The 20,568-nt window shown below is 41.1% G+C and carries 13 protein-coding genes; 8 read left to right on the forward strand and 5 right to left on the reverse strand.

Annotated features, from left to right (window positions below):
• The first annotated feature begins 52 nt into the window (after positions 1–52).
• Positions 53–1,366 carry a 30S ribosomal protein S12 methylthiotransferase RimO gene (gene rimO, locus Q0058_RS05815; RefSeq protein ID WP_298221829.1) on the forward strand — a complete coding sequence of 438 codons (1,314 nt, stop codon included), beginning with the start codon at positions 53–55 and terminating at the stop codon, positions 1,364–1,366.
• Here rimO and Q0058_RS05820 read toward each other — a convergent pair whose 3' ends face one another.
• The 3 genes from Q0058_RS05820 to Q0058_RS05830 all read right to left on the reverse strand — a co-directional run bounded on the left by Q0058_RS05820 (position 1,367) and on the right by Q0058_RS05830 (position 4,919).
• On the reverse strand, positions 1,367–2,212 hold the full coding sequence (locus Q0058_RS05820; protein ID WP_298221831.1) for a hypothetical protein: 846 nt from the start codon (positions 2,210–2,212) through the stop codon (positions 1,367–1,369). It lies immediately after the preceding gene.
• A 4-nt stretch (positions 2,213–2,216) separates the two neighbouring features.
• Complete coding sequence (locus tag Q0058_RS05825) at positions 2,217–4,334, reverse strand: ATP-binding protein (RefSeq protein WP_298221833.1); 2,118 nt, start codon at positions 4,332–4,334, stop codon at positions 2,217–2,219.
• A 180-nt stretch (positions 4,335–4,514) separates the two neighbouring features.
• Positions 4,515–4,919, reverse strand: coding sequence for a DUF1573 domain-containing protein (locus Q0058_RS05830; protein WP_298221835.1), 405 nt, complete (start codon positions 4,917–4,919; stop codon positions 4,515–4,517).
• Positions 4,920–5,193: 274 nt separating this feature from the next.
• Between Q0058_RS05830 and Q0058_RS05835 the strand changes: the two genes are divergently transcribed.
• The 7 genes from Q0058_RS05835 (at position 5,194) to Q0058_RS05865 (ending at position 17,435) form a co-directional block, all read left to right on the forward strand.
• Positions 5,194–6,459 (forward strand): HAMP domain-containing sensor histidine kinase, encoded by a 1,266-nt coding sequence (locus tag Q0058_RS05835; protein WP_298221837.1) that lies wholly within the window; start codon positions 5,194–5,196, stop codon positions 6,457–6,459.
• Complete coding sequence (locus Q0058_RS05840) at positions 6,446–7,132, forward strand: response regulator transcription factor (protein WP_298221839.1); 687 nt, start codon at positions 6,446–6,448, stop codon at positions 7,130–7,132. Before Q0058_RS05835 ends, Q0058_RS05840 begins: the two co-directional genes overlap by 14 nt.
• 276 nt (positions 7,133–7,408) lie before the next feature.
• Positions 7,409–9,373: a tetratricopeptide repeat protein gene (locus tag Q0058_RS05845; RefSeq protein ID WP_298221841.1), complete on the forward strand. Its 1,965-nt coding sequence runs from the start codon at positions 7,409–7,411 to the stop codon at positions 9,371–9,373.
• A complete protein-coding gene (locus Q0058_RS05850; RefSeq protein ID WP_298221843.1) occupies positions 9,370–10,131 on the forward strand; it encodes a LytTR family DNA-binding domain-containing protein in 762 nt (253 codons plus the stop codon). The genes Q0058_RS05845 and Q0058_RS05850 overlap by 4 nt, the downstream gene beginning before the upstream one ends.
• A gap of 1,024 nt (positions 10,132–11,155) precedes the next feature.
• The gene (locus tag Q0058_RS05855) at positions 11,156–12,664 is read left to right on the forward strand and encodes a T9SS type A sorting domain-containing protein (protein ID WP_298221845.1); all 1,509 of its coding nucleotides are present in this window, start codon (positions 11,156–11,158) and stop codon (positions 12,662–12,664) included.
• A 20-nt stretch (positions 12,665–12,684) separates the two neighbouring features.
• Entirely contained in the window at positions 12,685–15,408 is a 2,724-nt protein-coding gene (locus tag Q0058_RS05860; RefSeq protein WP_298221847.1) for a T9SS type A sorting domain-containing protein, read from the forward strand.
• A gap of 38 nt (positions 15,409–15,446) precedes the next feature.
• On the forward strand, positions 15,447–17,435 hold the full coding sequence (locus Q0058_RS05865; protein WP_298221849.1) for a T9SS type A sorting domain-containing protein: 1,989 nt from the start codon (positions 15,447–15,449) through the stop codon (positions 17,433–17,435).
• A gap of 144 nt (positions 17,436–17,579) precedes the next feature.
• On the opposite strand, the gene Q0058_RS05870 is transcribed toward Q0058_RS05865, so the two are convergent.
• Together Q0058_RS05870 and accC are read right to left on the reverse strand one after the other, a co-directional pair.
• Positions 17,580–19,121 carry an acyl-CoA carboxylase subunit beta gene (locus Q0058_RS05870; protein WP_298221851.1) on the reverse strand — a complete coding sequence of 514 codons (1,542 nt, stop codon included), beginning with the start codon at positions 19,119–19,121 and terminating at the stop codon, positions 17,580–17,582.
• A 3-nt stretch (positions 19,122–19,124) separates the two neighbouring features.
• Complete coding sequence (accC, locus tag Q0058_RS05875) at positions 19,125–20,567, reverse strand: acetyl-CoA carboxylase biotin carboxylase subunit (protein WP_298221853.1); 1,443 nt, start codon at positions 20,565–20,567, stop codon at positions 19,125–19,127.
• Position 20,568: the final 1 nt, after the last annotated feature.

Genomic DNA, 20,568 nt, shown 5'->3' on the forward strand with positions numbered 1-20,568 from the left:
GAATAAAAAAGCGTAATTTTGCACGCCTTCCGAACAATCAAGGTACAAATCCATGAGAACCAAGTCGTTAAAAAAGAATAAGATCAATGTCATCACTTTAGGATGTTCGAAAAATGTTTATGACAGCGAAGTGCTGATGGGGCAATTGCGCGCCAACGGAAAAGACGTCGAACATGAAGCGCCTGCCGAACGCGAAGGCAACATCATCGTGATCAACACTTGCGGATTTATTGACAACGCCAAAGCCGAATCGGTCAATATGATTTTGGAATATGCCGATAAGAAAGAACGCGGTTTGGTCGATAAAGTTTTTGTGACCGGATGTTTGTCGGAACGCTACAGACCTGATTTGGAGAAAGAAATTCCGAACGTAGACCAGTTTTTCGGAACGACCGAATTGCCTCAATTACTTAAAGCTTTGGGCGCCGATTATAAACATGAATTGTTGGGCGAACGCTTGACGACGACGCCGAAAAATTACGCTTACCTCAAAATTGCAGAAGGTTGCGACCGACCTTGCAGTTTCTGTGCAATTCCACTCATGCGAGGCAAACACGTTTCCCAACCGATTGAAAAACTGGTCAAAGAAGCCCAAGGTTTGGCGCGTGATGGCGTGAAAGAATTGATTTTGATTGCTCAGGATTTGACCTATTACGGTTTAGATATTTACAAAAAAAGAAACCTTGCCGAATTGCTCGAAAACTTAGTCAAAGTCGAAGGCATTGAATGGATTCGTTTGCATTACGCTTTTCCTACAGGTTTCCCAATGGATGTGTTGGAATTGATGAAACGCGAGCCTAAAATCTGTAATTACATCGATATTCCGTTACAGCATATTTCAGATTCTATTTTGAAATCGATGCGACGCGGAACCACACAAGCTAAAACGACTAAACTGCTCAAAGATTTCCGTGATGCCGTTCCGGGTATGGCAATCCGCACGACTTTGATTGTGGGTTATCCAGGAGAAACCGAAGAAGATTTCAACATTTTGAAGGACTTTGTTCAGGAAATGAAATTCGATCGAATGGGCTGTTTCGCTTATTCACATGAAGAAAACACACACGCCTATTTACTTGAAGACGATGTTCCCGATGCTGTGAAACAAGCCCGCGCCGAAGAAATCATGGAACTGCAATCGCAAATCTCATGGGATTTGAACCAAGAGAAAATCGGACAGACTTTTAAATGCATCATCGACAGGAAAGAAGGCGCTCATTTTGTAGGCCGCACCGAATTTGACAGTCCCGATGTGGATAATGAAGTACTAATCGATGCGTCGAAACACTATTTAAAAACTGGTGATTTTGCGATGATTAAAATTACCGAAGCTACTGAATTCGACTTATACGGCGAGCCTGTGTAATTATTCGTAATTGAAAGTAATTCCGGCCACCAGAAAATTTTTCCCAAAAACTTCCGTGTTTTTTGTCGTCGCATTGTGGATGTAATTCAACGATAAAGGCATCGAAATTCGCTTGTTCAACTGGAATTCGCGAATGGCTTTCAAACTCAGATTCACCAAAGAAGGTTTGTCATAATCGCCCGCCGTATAATATTCCGCCTGATTGTTCAGCACCGCTCCTGCTGTGGCTTCTAGGGTTATTTTACGATACAATTCTTCAAAACTGTATAGCGCTTCAAAATAAGTCGTGTAGTTCTGCTTTGGGTGTTCTCCGTTGTCGTCATAGCGATAATCATTTCCTGCAACCAAGGTACTTAACGTCAGATTCAAGGGTAATTTGTAATCCGTAAAATCAAACAACAACGTAGCATCGACGGTTTTGACGCCATCATTGCCATAATTGAAAAAGCCATTATCAATCCCTTCCACCCTTTCCACTGACGGCCAATAATAATCCCAAACCTGAACGGTCAAAAAGGAATTGATCTGGTAGCTTAAATTGAAATCGATTTCCTGATAGCCTTTGCCGGGAATTCCGTCATCGTAAAAAAAATCTTGCTTAAAATTGGTGGTTGCCCAAAAACCCGCCGTCCATTTACGCGTGAGTTTATAATTGATGGTTGGCTGCGCCACCACATAATCGCCACCCCAAGACTGACCGCGCCATAAATACCGGCTGGCCAGATCAAGATTGATTTCAAGTCTTTTGCTTTTGACAGGAATACTATCTTGCTTCGTTTTGGTTTCCTGACCCAATGCCTGAACACACATCAGTAATAACGCCATGCAAGACCCCAGTTTTACCATAAGACTAAGTTTTGTTTTTGATGAATTCGTCAATCGTCGCATAAAGATTTTCGCGGTTGATCGGTTTGGTCAGATAACCATAGAAACCGGCTTTCATAATTCTTTCCTCATCTTCTGCCGAGGCATAAGCGGTTTGCGCAATCACCACAAGTTCAGGGCGAATCGCCTTAATTTTTTCCATGGCTTCGAATCCATTCATCACCGGCATTTTGATGTCCATGAGTACGAGATCAATATTAGGATTGCTCAAGCTGATTTCAACCGCTTCCAGACCATTGACCGCGCGGATGATCTCGTAATGCTTCATCTGGATAATCTTCTGGAACAAAAGGAAATTGATGTTGTCATCCTCTGCAATCAAGATCGTAATGCCATGCGGCGCTTGCGGAATTGCATTGATTTTGACGGGCTGCACAGTAATTCTATGCACCTCGTCATATTGCAGCGGAATCGTAAAAGTGAATATTGATCCTTTCTCGACTTCCGATGATAATGAAATCGTGCCTCCGAGCATTTCAACGTAAGCTTTTGAAATCGCCAGACCTAAACCTAAACCGCCGGCTTTGATTGTCGCATCGTTCTCGACCCTTTTGAAACGATCAAAAATATAGGCCTGATTGGCTTTGTCAATGCCTGGCCCAGTGTCTTTAATGGTAAACAAAATTTGCTGCTTTTTGTCATCGACTTCGTAGCCAAAAGCCACAAGACCTTCGCTCGTAAACTTGATGGCATTGGTCACCAAATTGACAATGACCTGTTTGAGTTTGACTTCGTCGGTGATGATGTTGTATTCCGCAGGGTGTTGGTTTGGAATGATCTGGAAATCGATATTCTTGGTTTTCGGAATCGTGATTTTGATGGTTTCGTACAATTCATTGAGGCAAGATTCCAAATTGATATGCGTGTAATTCGGCGAAATCTGGTTTGAATCGATTTTGGACATTTCAATCAAATCATCAATAATAGAAACCAGGTTTTTCCCGCTTTTATCTACGACTTTGAGATATTCTAACTGCTCATCCTTCTCGAGTTTGGTATTCAGAAGCAAATCGGTAAACCCATTAATGGCGTTCATCGGTGTCCGGATTTCATGCGAAAGGTTCGCCAAAAATGATGCTTTGAGCCGCTCGCCTTCCTCCGCTTTGAGTTTCGATTTAACGAGTTCAATTTTCTGATTGCTGTTTTCTTCAAACAAAATCCCGATGTGGCTGAACTCGCCGGTAGTTTCTTTGAGCTTCTTGATGGCTTTCTTGTTTCCGGTTTCGAGCGCCCGCGTTATAAGGTCTAACGGTGCATACACTAATTTCCTCGTGTAAAATAAGTTGATGATCAGATTGACGAAAAAAGCAAAAAAGATGACATAGAGAATCGTCAGCATATTCTCAAAATAGACTTCAAACTTTCTTTTAAACAACAATTTCTCGACTGTTCTACCCTCAAAATCCTGTAAGGCGACCGTCGCAAAAATCTTATGGTTTGATTCCACATCATGATGCGCCTGATCTATAGTATGAATTCGTGATTCTGAAACTCTTTCCAGTTCTTTGATAAAATCATCATCGAGCAGCCGGGCCACAAAAAAATATCCGGAAGCTTTGGTTTTAATTTTTAAAGGATCGTTAGAAGGATGAATCGATGCTCCGGTGACTTCGACCAAACCTTCAGGAATTCTCATATAAAACTTATTCGACCCAAGACGATCCAGGGCAGCCATAGCCTTTTCAGGGATCATATCTTTCGATTTGATTTTAGGAGAAGCCGTCCGGATAATGAACTTTTTGTTGATATCATAAGCGCCCATATAATCGGCTTTGTAGATATTGAGTTCGTTGGCTATCGTCTCATTATACCAAGTCGAATCTTTTGTTTTGGTGAAAGTGACAAACTCATCCCAATTGGTGTCGTTGTTGATGGCCACCTGAATCGGCTTGTGGTCTAGATCAAGCAGCTTGTTGACTTCGCTGTTAAATTGGACTTTAGAATTGATACGCACCTGTCTTTCAACCTGTTTGGTGTAATAATATAAAAAGAAAAAGAGCAGCATGAAAAACATACTCGACGAAAAAATCAGCAGTAATATTTTAGGATACGTTTTTTTGACTTCCATTTTTGGTGGGTTCATTATTGATTTCTCGAAATTAAAACATTAAAAATGCAGTTTGTCGTGCGAAAGAAATATTAAACCAAAAGTTTTTAACAAATCAGCAATAATGATTGTAATTTACTTAAAATTCTTCAATAGTAAGACATAAAAAAACTCCAAACTTTCGCTTGGAGTTGATCACGCAACTAAGGCTTCAATTTATATCACCGTTCCTTTAAATGACAAAACTTTGGGAGCGTCTTCGGCATTGGTGGTTACGGTAACGGTTTTAGAAAAAGCCCCTTTTGCGGCCGCGTTGTAAGTTGCTTTTACGGTTGCCGTTTCTCCGGGCTGGATGGGCGTTTTGGTGTAATCTGTAGCGGTACAACCACAAGAAGCTTTTACATTAGTGATAATCACCGCAGTTTTTCCGGTGTTTTTGAATTCGAAATCGACTTCTTTGGGTTTGTTTTGTGGGATTTCGCCTAAATCAATCGATTCACTTTTCCAGGCGATTGGCGAAGTTGCAGTTGCGATGTGGTGGATTTTGCTTGTCGTCGGCAATACTGTAAATGACATTAACCCAAGGATGCTTGCTAAAATGGAGATTTTGATAGTTTTCATAATGAAAGATTTAATGGTTATTTTTTGGTTTGTTGTTTTTGAACATTCCAAAAGTAGTGGGCTTGTGCTTCGGGGCTTGTTAAGCGGTTTCTAATCTTTGTTAACGAGTTGTTAATGGTAAAATGGTTCCCGAATTTTGCCTAATATTGTACGGAGCGTTTCAGAAAATCTGTGGCCTAGCCCTGATAGCAGCGATATCCTTTTGTGACGGCGTTCGGCACAAAAGATTTAGCGTATAGCAGGTTCCCGGCTCCTAAAAAAGCAACCAAAAACAATGAACAAACTCAACAGCATCATCGTTCTAGGACTTCTCGCCATTATCGGTATTCTGGTCGCGCAACTGCTCTGGACCAAACAGGCGTTTACTTTAGAGGAGAAAAAGTTCAGCCAGAAAGTGCATATCGCGTTGCTCGAAGTGGCCAAGAAACTTTATGAAGGCACGAACCACGAGTTGCCTGCTGAGAATCCGGTGCAGAAGATTTCGAATGATTATTATATCGTCAACATCGACAATGATTTTGAACCGAAGATTTTGGAATTTTATTTGAAATCCGAATTTGAGAAAATGAACATTTCAACTGATTACGAATATGCGATGTACAACTGCCAAAGCGACGAAATGGTTTACGGCAATTACGTTTCGACTTCTTCAAATAATGATGCGCAGCGTTCGGTTTACTTTCCGAAACATAAAAATCTGGTGTATTATTTTGCGATCCGTTTTCCTAATGAAACGAGTTATTTGTTCAGTTCGCTGAAGTTCTGGTTTGTGCTTTCGTTTGCTTTGGTGATTATTCTTTTGGTGTATGTCTATTCGATTTTTACGATTCTGCAGCAGAAAAAATATTCGGAACTGCAGCGCGATTTCATCAACAATATGACGCATGAATTCAAGACGCCGCTGTCGTCGATCTTGATTGCGTCGAATTATCTCAAACAGCAGAACGTAATCAAAAACGATGAAAAACTCGAGAAATACACGAACATCATCATCAGCCAGAGCAACAAACTCAACACGCATATCGAAACGATTCTGAACAGCGCCAAATCGGACAATTCGCCTTTGACTTTGGATCAGAAGGAAATTTCGGTGATTCCGATTCTGAATGATGTGATTGAGAATATTCAGTTGAAATATCCTCAGAGTAAGATTCAGATTCAAAGTGTCGAAGCTGAGATTTTAATGAATGCTGATGCGTTCCATTTTACGAATATTGCCTACAATTTGCTTGACAACGCGATTAAGTATTGTGAAAACCAACCTGAAATCACGATTAGCATTTTCAAAAAATCGGACCAGATACAAATCGATTTTTCGGACAATGGCATTGGAATTTCAAGTAAAAATCTTCCGTTCATTTTTGATAAGTTTTACAGGATTCCTAGCACGAAAAGCAACGAAGTCAATGGTTTCGGCTTGGGTTTATATTATGTGAAGAAAATCTGCACTTTGCACCATTGGAAAATAGCCGCCAAAAACAACACAGAAAGTGGCATCACCATTTCGATCTTAATTCCGACAACTCATGACGCACTATAAAATCCTATACGCCGAAGACGACGAAACTTTAGCGTTCCTGACCAAAGACAATCTCGAGCAAAATGGTTATGAAGTGACGCATTGCGCCGATGGCAATATTTGTCTGGAACAATTCAAAACTACAAACTTCGACATTTGCATCTTCGATATCATGCTGCCAAAAATGGATGGTTTCGATCTCGCCACGGAAGTCAGAAAACGCAACGCCGACATTCCGATCATTTTCCTTTCGGCCAAAACGCTCAAGGAAGACCGCATTAAAGGATTGCGTCTGGGCGCCGATGATTACCTAGTGAAACCTTTCAGCATTGAGGAATTGCTGTTGAAAATCGAAATCTTTTTAAAGCGTTCGCAGAAAAACAAAGCGCTTGAAAAACCGATGTATCATGTCGGAAAATATACGTTCGATCCTGCGAATTTTATCGTATCGACTGCAGCGGAAAAAATCAGCTTAACGCAACGCGAATCGGAACTGCTCAAGCTTTTCCTTGACAATAAGAATGTCGTGCTCAAACGCGAGGAAATCCTCAAATCGCTTTGGGGCGATGACGATTATTTTATGGGAAGGAGTCTTGATGTTTTCATCTCAAGATTGCGCAAAATCCTAGCGAACGAATCAGGCATCAGCATTGAAAATTTGCATGGAATTGGGTTTAGGTTTAAATGTGAGTGATTTATGGCACGCGGATAAGACGGATTTCGCAGATCAGCACGGATAAAAGAAAAGCACAAAGTCATTCAATCACTATATCTTCTGGCAATTTTAAATCCTGAGGATATTTTAAAATCAGCGGAAATCCGTCAAATCAGTGTCATCCGCGTGCCATTTTTCAATCTGAAATTTTTCAAATCCATCAAATTCTAAATCAAACCTACCGAATTCTAATTGCGGTTATGGGTTTGTACAATCTTCAAGTATATTTGTGCTGTTAATGATAACCGATTCATTTTGAAAAATACAAGCATTCACCCCAACATCTTTTTACTGCTGTTTTTCTTTGGTGTCGTTTCATGGTCGCAAAATGTAGTGGTGGATAGTTTAAAAAAAGAACTCAAAACCACCCGAATAGATTCCGCAAAAGTCAACCTACTTAATGCTTTAGCGAACGAATTTAAAGAAGTCGATCCTGATTCTACCGCTCATTACGCAGACAAAGCCACAGCCATTGCCAGAAAAATCAATTTTGGTTTCGGTCTGGCCAATGCGGCGATGAACAAAGGAAACGCCAACATCATCTTCAGCAATTACAAACAAGCCCTCAAGCACTTTAATGAAGCTGAAACCTATTACAGCAACCTGTTAAAAGCGGCCCCCGGTGCCGATCTGAAGAAAGTCAAGAACGGACTTGCGCGTGCTTATGCCAGTGCCGGCGTGGTATATTCAGAAGTCAACAACTACTCGATCGCTTTGCATTATTACCTCAAAGCGTTGAAAATCTATCAGGAAATCGACAACAAGAACAGCATTTCCAAAGCCTACAACAACATTGCGGTCGTTTACAAATCGGAAGGCAACCTCAGCAAAGCTTTGTTCTATCTACAGAAAGCCTTACAAATCCAGAAACAGATTAAAGAGCCGACTTTCGGCGTCACGTTGATGAATATTGGCGTGGTTTATTTTGAACAAGGCAACGCGAATCAGGCGTTCAGCTATTATTCGCAGGCGCAAAAAGAATTCGACAAAACCACGAACGAAAGAAATAATGCGCTACTGCAAAGTTATTGGGGCGATTATTTCAAAAAGCAACACGACATTGAAAAGGCTTTTGCTTACTACCAAAAATCCCTGACCGCTTACGAAGCTTTAGACAATCAGTTTGGGGCTTCGCTGGCTTTGTTCAATATGGGGCAATTGTATTTCGATCTTAAAAAATATAGCGACGCACTCACCTACACTAAAAAATCACTTGATTTGGCCAAAGCGATTGGCGTCATCGATCAGATGATCCATTCAGAGAAATTGCTGAGTGACATTTACAGCGCGCTCAACAATCCTACGGAATCGCTTGTTCATTATAAAGAATACATCATCGCGAAAGATTCGTTGAACAACGAGGAAAACAACAAAAAATTCCTGCGCGCCGAAATGAATTTTGAATTCCAGAAACGCGAAGCCTTACTGCTGGAACAAAACAAAAGACAAAGCCAGTTTACCTGGTTTGCAATCATTGGCGGTTTGCTTTTCTTGGGATTGGTTTTCGTGACTTACAACAGACTTCAAATCAAACGCCGGTTGACGTTGCAGAAAGAAGTGGCTGAATACGAACAGAAAGCGTTACACTTGCAGATGAATCCGCATTTTGTGTTTAACTGTTTAGGTTCGATTTCTAGTTTTATCGTGCAGAATGGAACGGATTCGGCAATCAAATATTTGTCGAAGTTCTCGAAACTGATGCGGCTTACTTTGGAATATTCAAAAGGTTCGCTGATTCCGATTGATAAGGAAATCGAAAGCCTGCAAAATTATTTGGAATTGGAACAGCTTAGATTCAACAACAAGTTCGAGTTCCGCATTCATACGAGTTCCGCGATTGAAGATGACATGGCGCTGCCGCCTTTGCTCGTGCAGCCTTTTGTGGAAAATGCGATCTTGCATGGCATCGTACCTAAAGAAGGCGATGGCAGGATTGAAGTCAATTTTAATGTCATCAACAACCAACTGATTTGCACGATTACCGATGACGGTATTGGCTTTACAAAATCGCAAGCCATTAAGGAAAATTCCGTCAAGGCGCACCAATCGATGGCTTTGGAAATCACCAAGAAAAGACTCGAAATGATGGAAAGCAGCACGCAGCAAAAAGCGCATGTGACGATGGAAGAAGTATACAACATCGACAACCATATCATAGGAACCAAAATTGTTATTACCTTACCGATCCAATATACCCTAGAGACCAAACCAAGAATATGACCACAGCCTTACTCATAGACGACGACAAACATTTGCGCGAAGGCATGAAAAGCCTGTTGGAACGGCATGCCCCGGAAATACTGATTGTGGGCGAAGCTGAAAGCGTAAAAACCGGCATTGAAGCCATCGAAAAACACAACCCGCAAGTAGTGTTTCTGGACATTCACCTGACCGACGGCACTGGCTTTGACATTCTGGAACAAGTGGCGAAAACAAACGGAAAACTGACTTCGCACATCGTTTTCATCACGGCGCACGAACAATATGCTTTGAAAGCGTTTAAGTTTAGCGCGTTGGATTTTTTATTAAAACCCGTCGATCCGGAAGATTTAAAAAAATCGATTGCCAAGATTAAAGAAGCGCTTGAAAAAAACACGTCGTTCGAACATATCGATTTGTTGCTCGAGAACATCCGCAAGAAAGTCGATCATTTCAAACGCATTGCCTTATCGACCACGGACGGCATTCATTTGTTTGAAATTAATGACATTATTCGTTGCGAATCGCATGACAATTACACGCAGTTTTTCATCAAAAACCATAAGCCTTTGCTGATTTCTAAAACGCTCAAGGAATATGAAGAATTGTTGTCAGAGCACGGATTTGAACGCATTCATCAGTCGCATCTGATTAATTTGTCGTATCTCAAATCCTACATCAAAACCGATGGCGGCTATGTGATCATGGGCGACAACGCGAAATTGCCGATTGCCCAGCGAAAGAAGGAACGCTTGCAGGAACTCATTAAATCCTTATAGCCAACTCCAAAACAAAACAAACAAAACAAACTCAATGATAAAAAATATACTCATATTGTTATTGCTTTTTACAGGAATTGTAAATGGGCAAATTGTGAATATACCCGATGCGAATTTTAAGGCAAACTTGATTGCCTTAGGATATGACACGAACAGCGATGGACAGATTCAACTCACTGAATCTCAAGCTCAATACACGATGTTTATCAATGATAATACAATTGTAGATTTTACTGGATTAGAAGCGTTCTCTAATCTTAGCACCTTAAATATTAGAAGCTCACAAGCAACCTCAATCGATTTATCGAGTAACATAAACGTAATTTATTTAGGTCTGGATTTACCTGCTGTATCTACACTAAATTTAAATGCAATGCCTAACCTCATTAATCTTTCCTTGAATATGTCGCCAACAACGACTTCCATCAATTTTTCAAACTGCCTTTCTCTGAGAGAGATAAGGATTGAAAACTCAGGTATATCATCTATAAATTTTACAGGATTTAACCAATTGCGAAATATTACTTTAGGAAACAACAGTAACCTAACAACCATAATCGGAGATAGCTTACCGCAACTAAATGATATAAGTATACAATATATATTTTCAGCAAGTCAACCGGTCACATCTATTTCGATTACTAATTGCCCTCTTCTATTATTCTTTGATACTGCATTCTCTACTTTTTTGCAGTCACTGAATTTAGCTAATTGCCCCAACATTTCATCCCTAGATGTATCAAGTTATCCTAATTTGACTAATTTAAATATTAGCGGCTGTACTGCGTTACAAACTCTTAATTGCTCTTCTACCCAAATTACCTCACTTGATTTAAGTAGTAATATCAATCTTGAGAGTCTTGCATGCTTTAATACGCCACTAAGTGCTCTAGATGTATCGAACAATGTAAAAATCAAAAACTTATATTGTAGTTCTACCCCTATAACCACACTCGATCTTTCTTCTAATACGCTACTATTGGATTTGGATTGCAGACAATGCAACAGCCTTGAAATGCTCTTCATGAAAAACGGAACTAACGAGCAATTGCTTGTGTCAGAATGCCCTGCATTACTATACGTATGTGCAGATTCAAATGAGTTTGCTTATGTTAATGATCGAATTACTCTTGCAGGATTAACCGCCACAATAGGTGATTACTGCTCCTTCACACCCGGCGGCGACTACAACACCATCAACGGAAAGCTGCGCTACGACAACGACAATAATGGCTGTGATTTAAATGATCAGGCCAACCCTTATCTAAAAATCAATATCAACGACAACACCAATACAGGAAGCACTTTTACTAATAACTCAGGGAATTACACTTTTTACACCCAAGCCGGAAACTTTACCTTAACGCCTGATGTGGAAAACCTGAGTTATTTTATTTTTACACCACCGAATGCCATTATTAATTTTCCAGCTGTGGACAATTCGATACAAACACAGGATTTTTGTATCAGCGCCAATGGTGTGCATCCGGATCTCGAAGTGATTTTCGTTCCTTTGGGGAATGCGCGTCCGGGATTTAATGCCGATTATAAAATCGTTTTCAAAAACAAAGGCAATCAAATACTTTCCGGAAATGTCAAACTGGATTTAGACACTAATAAACTAGACTTTATTTCCACCTTTCCTGAAGACAATTTTGAATTAAATCCGGGCAATATCATCTGGAATTACAACAACTTACAACCGTTCGAAACCAGAAACATCGATCTTACTTTGCAAGTCAATGAGTCGCCCACAGTCAATAATGGCGATATCTTGGATTTTACAGCCACCATCAACCCGATTGATCCTGACGAAACGCCTTTGGATAATGTTTCGAACTACCATCAAACGGTCATCAATTCGTACGATCCTAACAAGATGGAATGTCTTGAAGGGCATACGATTGCTCCCGAAGACGTTGGAAATTACCTGCATTACAACATCAATTTTGAAAATATCGGTACTGCGGACGCAGTCAATATTGTGGTCAAAGACACGATCAATACGGCCAAATACAATATGAATTCATTGCGGTTACAATATGCGTCGCATGATGTGGAAACTAATGTTACAGGTAACGTTGTGGAATTTATTTTCAAAAATATTCACCTGCAACCTTCCAACGGCAATCCGATTGGCGGTCATGGCAATGTGTTGTTTAAAATCAAAACACTCTCGAATTTAGAGGTCGGCGATGAAATACTGGGCAGTGCCAATATCTTCTTCGATTATAATGCGCCGATTGCCACCAACGAAGAACGTACGGTGATTGCCTATTTAAGTAATGATCAGTTTGTCAAGGATGAAACCGTTTCAATAGTGCCCAATCCGACACAAAACAACATGACCGTAGCTTCAAAAAACAATATCCGCTCGATCCTGCTTTTCGATGCTCAGGGGCGATTATTGCAAACTGTTTTGGAGAATAGCAAGTCGAAAACTTTAGACATTTCGAATCATTCCAATGGGATTTATTTCCTCAAAGTGATTACGGAGCTTGGTAGTAGTGTATCAAAAATCGTTAAGGAATAAAACAATAAAACCGATTCATTATGAAAAAATTATTGTTCCTCTTACTTTTTTTTACAGCAGTTGCGCACGGGCAAATCGTCAATATTCCGAACACGCTTCTTAAAGATGCCTTGACCAATAATGCCTGCGTAGATCTTAACAGTGATGGTATTGGAGATGCCGATGCCGACACGGACAACGACGGCGAAATTCAAGTCGGTGAAGCCGAGGCGGTAAACGGATTATATCTTGGAATACTGCTTTCCGGAAGTATGACAGGCCTTGAAGCCTTTATAAATCTGCAGGATTTACAAATAAGTTTTATCTCTTTTACAGGAGTACTCGATTTTACGGTTTTACCTCAACTTAAAACCCTCGATTGCGCCGGAACCTTTGCGTCCGGAATCAATGTTACCGGTCTTACCCAACTCGAAACACTTGTATGCAACGGTTGCTTATTAGCAAGTTTGGATGTTTCCACCTTAACAAGCCTCAAAAGATTAAACTGCGAGGACAACAGCCTGACAACGCTTGACGTGACCGGATTAAATAGTTTAGAATACTTAAATTGCAGCCATAATAATTTGCTAAGTCTTAGTGTAAGCAACTTTACACTACTGACGCAACTGCTTTGCAACAACAACGAACTCAACAATCTAAATGTTCAGGGTTGTTCCGCTTTAACAAGCATCGATTGTTATCAGAACAACTTAACCAATATTAATTTCTCAGGATTGACTAACCTGCAGACAGCTCAGATTATGACTTCCGCAGCGTTTGACCAATTACTGACCAGCGTCAATTTTTCAGGTTGTGCTGCGCTGAGTAATCCTCAGATTTATACAAGCGCCAACATGACTGCGCTGAACTTTTCTGGTTGTGCCTCGCTGACCCAAATCAGCAACAGTTTCAGTACTATTGAAAGTATTGATCTTAGTGGTTGTACCGCATTGAAAAGTTTAAATATCGGCAGAAGTAATTTCACCGCTATTGATTTGAGCAGTTGTATCGGTTTGGATAATGTAAGTCTTCAATTCAACAATTTAACGGCTTTAGACTTGTCGGGTTATGCTTTATTGACGAGTGTTGATGTTTCACATGGTACTTTAACCTCAATTGATGTCACTGGATGTGCTGCTTTGAATGACATTAATATCGCTTTCAATGCGTTGCTGCCTACTTTGGATGTATCGACTTGCACGAGCCTGAATCAAATCATCATGCCATCGACGAACCTGACCTCGCTGTACATTAAAAACGGGCGTAATGAAACGATTAATTTTTCAGCCAATCCTAACCTGCTTTACATTTGTGCCGATGAAAGTCAGTTCGATATCCTGCAACAGCAAATGCAGGTTTTCTCTCCCGATGTGGTGATCAATTCTTATTGCACGTTCTTACCCGGAGGAAGCTTCAACACCATCACTGGCCGAACACCTTATGATGCTTTGGGCGATGGTTGTGACTTGTCCGACAGCAGCAATCCGTACATCAAAATAAGACTGAATGACGGAACCAACAACGAAAGTACGTTTACCAATCCGAGTGGCAATTATCGTTTTTATACCCAAGCCGGAAATTTTACTTTGACTCCGGAATTTGAAAACCCGACTTATTTTAATGTTACTCCTGTGAATGCCATCATGAATTTCCCGCTGCTCGACAATTCGACGCAAACGCAGGACTTTTGCATCTCAGGCAACGGCGTTCATCCCGATCTCGAAATCATTATTGTTCCGATTGATCGTGCGCGTCCGGGATTCGATACCAAATATAAAATTATCTACAAAAACAAAGGCAATCAGGTGCATTCCGGAAGTATTGATTTCACTTTTGATGACAGCATCGCCGACTTGACCACGACCACACCAACGGTAGATTCCCAAACCGTCAATCATCTGTTTTGGAATTTCTCGAATTTGCTTCCATTAGAAACCCGGGAAATCAATTTTGTGCTGAACCTCAACACGCCGCTTGAAACGCCACCATTGGTTCAGGGTGATGTGCTCCATTTTACTGCTGATATCATTACCGTTCAAACCGATGAAACGCCTGGTGACAATACTTTCAATTGTCATCAAACCGTAATCAATGCACACGATCCAAACCACAAAATTTGCCTCGAAGGCAATACGATTACAACCTCCGAAGTTGGGAAATACGTGCATTACAACATCAATTTTGAAAATATCGGTACCGCAGATGCCGTCAATATTGTGGTGAAAGACAGCATTAATCTGGCAAAACTTGACATCAATTCGTTACAATTGTTATACACTTCCCACGCAGTCACGACGAAAATAAGAGGGAATGCGGTAGAATTTATATTTCAAAAAATCAATTTACCGCCAAGTGATATACAACCCATTGGCGGCCATGGCAATGTATTGTTCAAAATCAAGACGGTTGATACTTTGGTTGTAGGTGACGAAATTACCAATACAGGCAATATCTTCTTCGATTATAATGCGCCTATTATTACCAATGAAGCCAAAACAACCGTCGCCAGTCTGAGTAATGGAACTTTTATTAAAGATGAAACCATTGTCATCGCACCCAATCCGGCCAAGCAAAGCATTACGGTTTCGGCAAAAAACAATATCCAGTCGATAGGTCTTTTTGATGCGCAGGGAAGATTGTTACAAACGGTTTTGGAACATAAGAATACCTCCTTTTTAGATATTTCGAAATATTCCAAAGGCGTTTATTTCATTAAAATCAATACCGAAAAAGGGAGCGCCGTACAGAAAATCATCAAAGAGTAAAACCCAAATCAAAACAAAACAAACTCAAAGTCAAAGTCATGAAAAAAACCTTCCTACTCTTATTGCTTTTTACAGGGATTGTGAAAGCACAAGTTGTGGCTATTCCGGATGTGAATTTTAAAAACAAGCTGATTGCTTTGGGTGTCGATACCAATCTCGACGGGGAAATTCAGAATAGCGAGGCATTAGCCGTTACTATCCTCAATGTCGATAATGCTTCCATTTCAGATCTAACTGGTATTGAGGCCTTTATCAACCTTACGAGTTTAACGTGTTCGCACAACAATTTGACGGCATTAAACTTAACCACGCTACAGCAACTAACAATCTTTTATTGTTCGTCTAATCAGCTCAGTACTTTAAATGTCAGTGGCTGTCGACTTTTGGATAAAGCGATCGTTGACTTTAATAACTTCAGTGCTCTGGATTTTTCAAATTCAGGAGTCAGGGAAATGGCTTGTGAAAACAATCCGAACCTAGAATATGTCAATATTAAAAACGGCACCTTATCACAAGGACCTACTATTCCTTCACCACCGGTTTTATCATTTACGAACACCCCACTGCTGAAATTCATTTGTGTGGATGAAGGAGAAACGGAACTTGTGACGCAAGGGGGTGTGAATCCGAATCTAGTTGCTATTTCTACTTATTGTTCTTTTGTGCCCGGCGGAAACTTCAACACCATCACAGGAACCCTCAAATTTGACGACGAGAACAACGGTTGTGATGCGGGTGATTTGGCGCAACCTTTTACGAAAGTGAAAATTACGGACGCCACCAATAGCGGTAGTTTTTATACCAATACCGAAGGAAATTATAGTTTTTACACACAAGCAGGCAATTATACCATCACGCCAGAAGTGCAAAATCCGACTTACTTTACCATTACACCTGTATCCCAAGTTATTAATTTCGCGAGTGTAGACAACTCTACCCAAATTCAGGATTTCTGTATCGTCGCCAATGGCGTTCATCCTGATTTAGAAATCGTATTGGTTCCTATAGGCGGCGCCACTTCAGGTGCCGATGCTGACTATAAATTGGTTTATAAAAACAAAGGAAATCAGGTACAAAGCGGTTCGATCAATCTATCTTTCGACGATTCGAAAAGTGATTTTGTTTCGGCCACGCCGGCAGTTGCCAATCAGGGATTCAATTCATTGCTTTGGTTTTACAGTAGTTTGCAACCTTTTGAAACCAGAGAGATTACATTCAAATTAAACATCAATTCCGCGGTGGAAACGCCGCCAGTGAACGTTGGAGATGTTTTAAGTTTTACAGCCAACATCAATTTTTCTGAAGGAGATGAAACGCCTCTCGATAATTTTTTCAACTTGAGTCAAGTAGTGGTCAATACCCTAAATTTGAACAGTAAAATCTGTTTGCAAGGAACCGTTTTAACGGCTGAACGCGTGGGTGATTACTTGCATTACAACATCAATTTTGAAAATACCGGAACTAGTGATGTCACTAATATCGTGGTGGAAGATCTTATAGATGCTACCAAATTAGATGTTAGCACTTTGCAGGTATTGTATGGTTCGGATGCGTTAGAAACAAAAATCACGAACAACAAAGTCGAATTTATCTTCAAAGACATCAACCTTCCGCGTGCGAGTGTCAATCCGATTGGCGGTCACGGGAATGTGCTTTTCAAAATCAAAACATTGCCGACTTTAATGGGTGGCGATATCGTCAGGAACTCAGGAAACATTTACTTTGATTATAATCTACCGATGCGAACCAACGAAGCAAGAACCGATGTTTCGTTGAGCAATATGAGCTTCACCAAAGATGAAAGTATTACTGTGGCACCAAATCCTGCCCAAAACCTCATCAAGATTGCTGCGAAAACCAATCTCCGGTCGATGCAGCTTTTTGATGCGCAGGGAAGATTGTTGCAGACGGTTTTAGAGCAAAAGAACAACACCATTCTAGATATTTCGAAGCATGCCAATGGGATTTATTTCCTAAAAATCAATACCGACCAAGGCAGCGACGTCAGAAAAATCATCAAAGAGTAAGTTAGGTTAAGTTGGTTTATATTGAAGAGAACGCCTGTCATTGACGGGCGTTTTTTTGTCCGTAAGTTTTACATTTTCGATTATAAAGAAAATCCCGTTTCGATTGGAAACGGGATTTAATATTTAAGACAGCATATTTACAGTCTACAAAGGAATGTTGCCATGCTTGCGTTTCGGCGTTTCCACCACTTTATTTTCAAGCATGCTAAACGCTTTGATCAATTTTTTTCTGGTATCTTCTGGTAAAATCACTTCATCGACAAAACCGCGTTGCGCTGCTGTGTATGGGTTGGCGAACAAATCAGCATACTCGGCTTCTTTCTCGAGCAATTTGGCTTCCGGATTTGCGGCTTCGCTGATTTCTTTCTTGAAAATAATTTCGCTCGCGCCTTTAGCTCCCATGACTGCAATTTCTGCGGTCGGCCACGCAAAGTTCATATCGGCTCCGATGTGTTTGGAATTCATCACATCATACGCACCACCATAAGCTTTTCGCGTGATTACGGTTACTCTCGGAACTGTGGCTTCGCTGAGTGCGTAAAGCAATTTGGCACCATGAACGATGATTCCATTCCATTCCTGATCGGTTCCCGGCAAGAATCCAGGAACATCCACAAGCACCAATAAAGGAATGTTGAAACAATCGCAGAAACGCGTAAATCGTGCCGCTTTAATAGAACTTTTTACATCGAGACAACCTGCTAAAAACATAGGATTGTTGGCTACAATTCCGATACTTCTTCCGGCAATTCTGGCAAAACCGACAATGATATTTTCCGCGTAATCTTTATGGATTTCAAAAAACGATTCCTCATCGATAATGCCTTTGATCACATCGTGCATGTCGTAAGGTTTGTTGGCGTTTTCCGGTACGATGGAATTCAGTTGTGTCCTGATTTCATCGCCTAATTCAAATGGCAATTTTGGCGTAGTTTCCCTATTATTTTGTGGAATATAGCCTAATAATGTTTTGATATCTTCAAGACATGCAACACCATTTGGTGAAGTCGTATGCGCCACACCCGATTTGGTCGAATGGGTTTCCGCACCGCCCAAAGCTTCCGAAGTCACTTCTTCGTTGGTTACGGTTTTCACGACGTTGGGGCCGGTCACAAACATATAACTGTTGTTTTCAACCATCATAGTAAAATCGGTCATGGCAGGAGAATATACGGCACCACCGGCACAAGGACCCATAATCGCTGAAATTTGCGGAATCACACCGGACGATTGTACGTTCCTGAAAAAGATATCGGCATAACCGCCCAACGAGCGCACGCCTTCCTGAATTCTGGCACCACCGGAATCATTGAGCCCAATCATCGGAGCACCGACTTTGAGCGCCATGTCCATGACTTTGCAGATTTTCTCCGCGTGGGTTTCGGATAAAGCACCGCCGAAAACTGTAAAATCTTGGGCAAAAATATACACCAATCTTCCGTTAATCGTTCCATAACCTGTGATTACACCATCGCCGAAGTAGATTTCTTTTTCCATGCCGAAATCGGTGGTTCGGTGCGTGACAAGCATGCCGATTTCCTCGAACGAACCTTCATCCATAAGATATTCGACGCGTTCCCTTGCGGTCAGTTTTTTCTTTTCGTGCTGTTTGGCTATTCGTTTCGCGCCACCACCCAATTGGGCTTGGGCAATTTTATCGTTTAATATGTTGATTTTAGATTCCATAAATTATTGTATTGGTAAGCGAACGATTTTCTGATCTTCTAAATATTGTTTCAAGGCTACGAAGGCCGCAATCTCGGCTTCCTCTTCCATTTGCTTTTTGAGCATCGCCGCATCGTAATATTTCTTGACGAAATGTGTATCGAAATGCCCCGAACGGAACGCTTCGTGTTCGAACACAAATTTCCCGAATGGCAAGGTCGTTTGTACGCCTTCAATCTTATAATCATCAATCGCTTTTAGCATCAGTTGCATCGCTTCTTCGCGGGTTTTTCCGTAAGTGATCAGTTTGGACAACATCGGATCGTAATAGATCGGAATGTCCATACCTTGTTCGAAACCGTTGTCTACACGTACGCCTTCACCGGTGGGCAATTGATACACATCCAAATGTCCGACGCTTGGTAAGAAATCATTGAGTGGATCTTCTGCATAAACACGCAATTCGAGCGCATGGCCGTGGATGTGCAAATCTTCTTGTTTCATCGGTAATGCTTCTCCTCGAGCGACTTTAATCTGCAATTCGACCAAATCAACGCCAGAAATCAATTCGGTGACCGGATGTTCCACCTGCAAACGTGTATTCATTTCAAGGAAGTAGAAATTGTGTTTGTCGTCCAATAAAAACTCGACAGTTCCGGCTCCTAAATAATCGCAGGATTTGGCAACCAGTACTGCGGCTTCTCCCATTTTCTTGCGAAGTTCCGGCGATAACACTGCTGACGGTGCTTCTTCCACAACCTTTTGATGGCGTCTTTGGATGCTGCATTCGCGTTCGAAGAAATACAGAATATTGCCATGACTATCAGCCATAACTTGAATTTCTATATGGCGCGGTGAAGTCACATATTTTTCAATAAAAACGGAACCATCGCCAAAGGCAGCCACGGCTTCACTAATGGCACGGTTCATCTGCGCTTCGAAATCCGTTTCTTTTTCTACGACGCGCATGCCTTTTCCACCGCCACCAGCCGAAGCTTTAATCAGGATAGGAAATCCTATGGCATTGGCGGTTTTTTTAGCTTCATCAATATCGATGATCGCATGGTCTACGCCCGGAACCATTGGAATATTGTAATGCATCACGGCTTCTTTTGCAGCAAGTTTACTACCCATGACACGGATCGCTTTGGATTTCGGGCCGATGAAAATGATGTTGTTCTTTTCAGCTTCTTCTGCGAATTCGGCATTTTCACTAAGGAATCCGTAACCCGGATGAATCGCGTCTACGTTTAGCGCTTTGGCGACTTCTATGATTTTGCTTCCTAGCAAATACGATTGATTTGAAGGCGCTTCTCCGATCCAGACGGCTTCGTCAGCAAATTTTACGTGTGGTGCATTGCGGTCAACAGTCGAATAAACAGCGACGGTTTTGATGCCCATTTTCTGTGCGGTTTTCATCACCCGTATGGCGATTTCCCCGCGATTGGCTACTAATATTTTTTTCATT

It is taken from the genome of Flavobacterium sp., from assembly GCF_027484705.1.
Taxonomy (GTDB): domain Bacteria; phylum Bacteroidota; class Bacteroidia; order Flavobacteriales; family Flavobacteriaceae; genus Flavobacterium.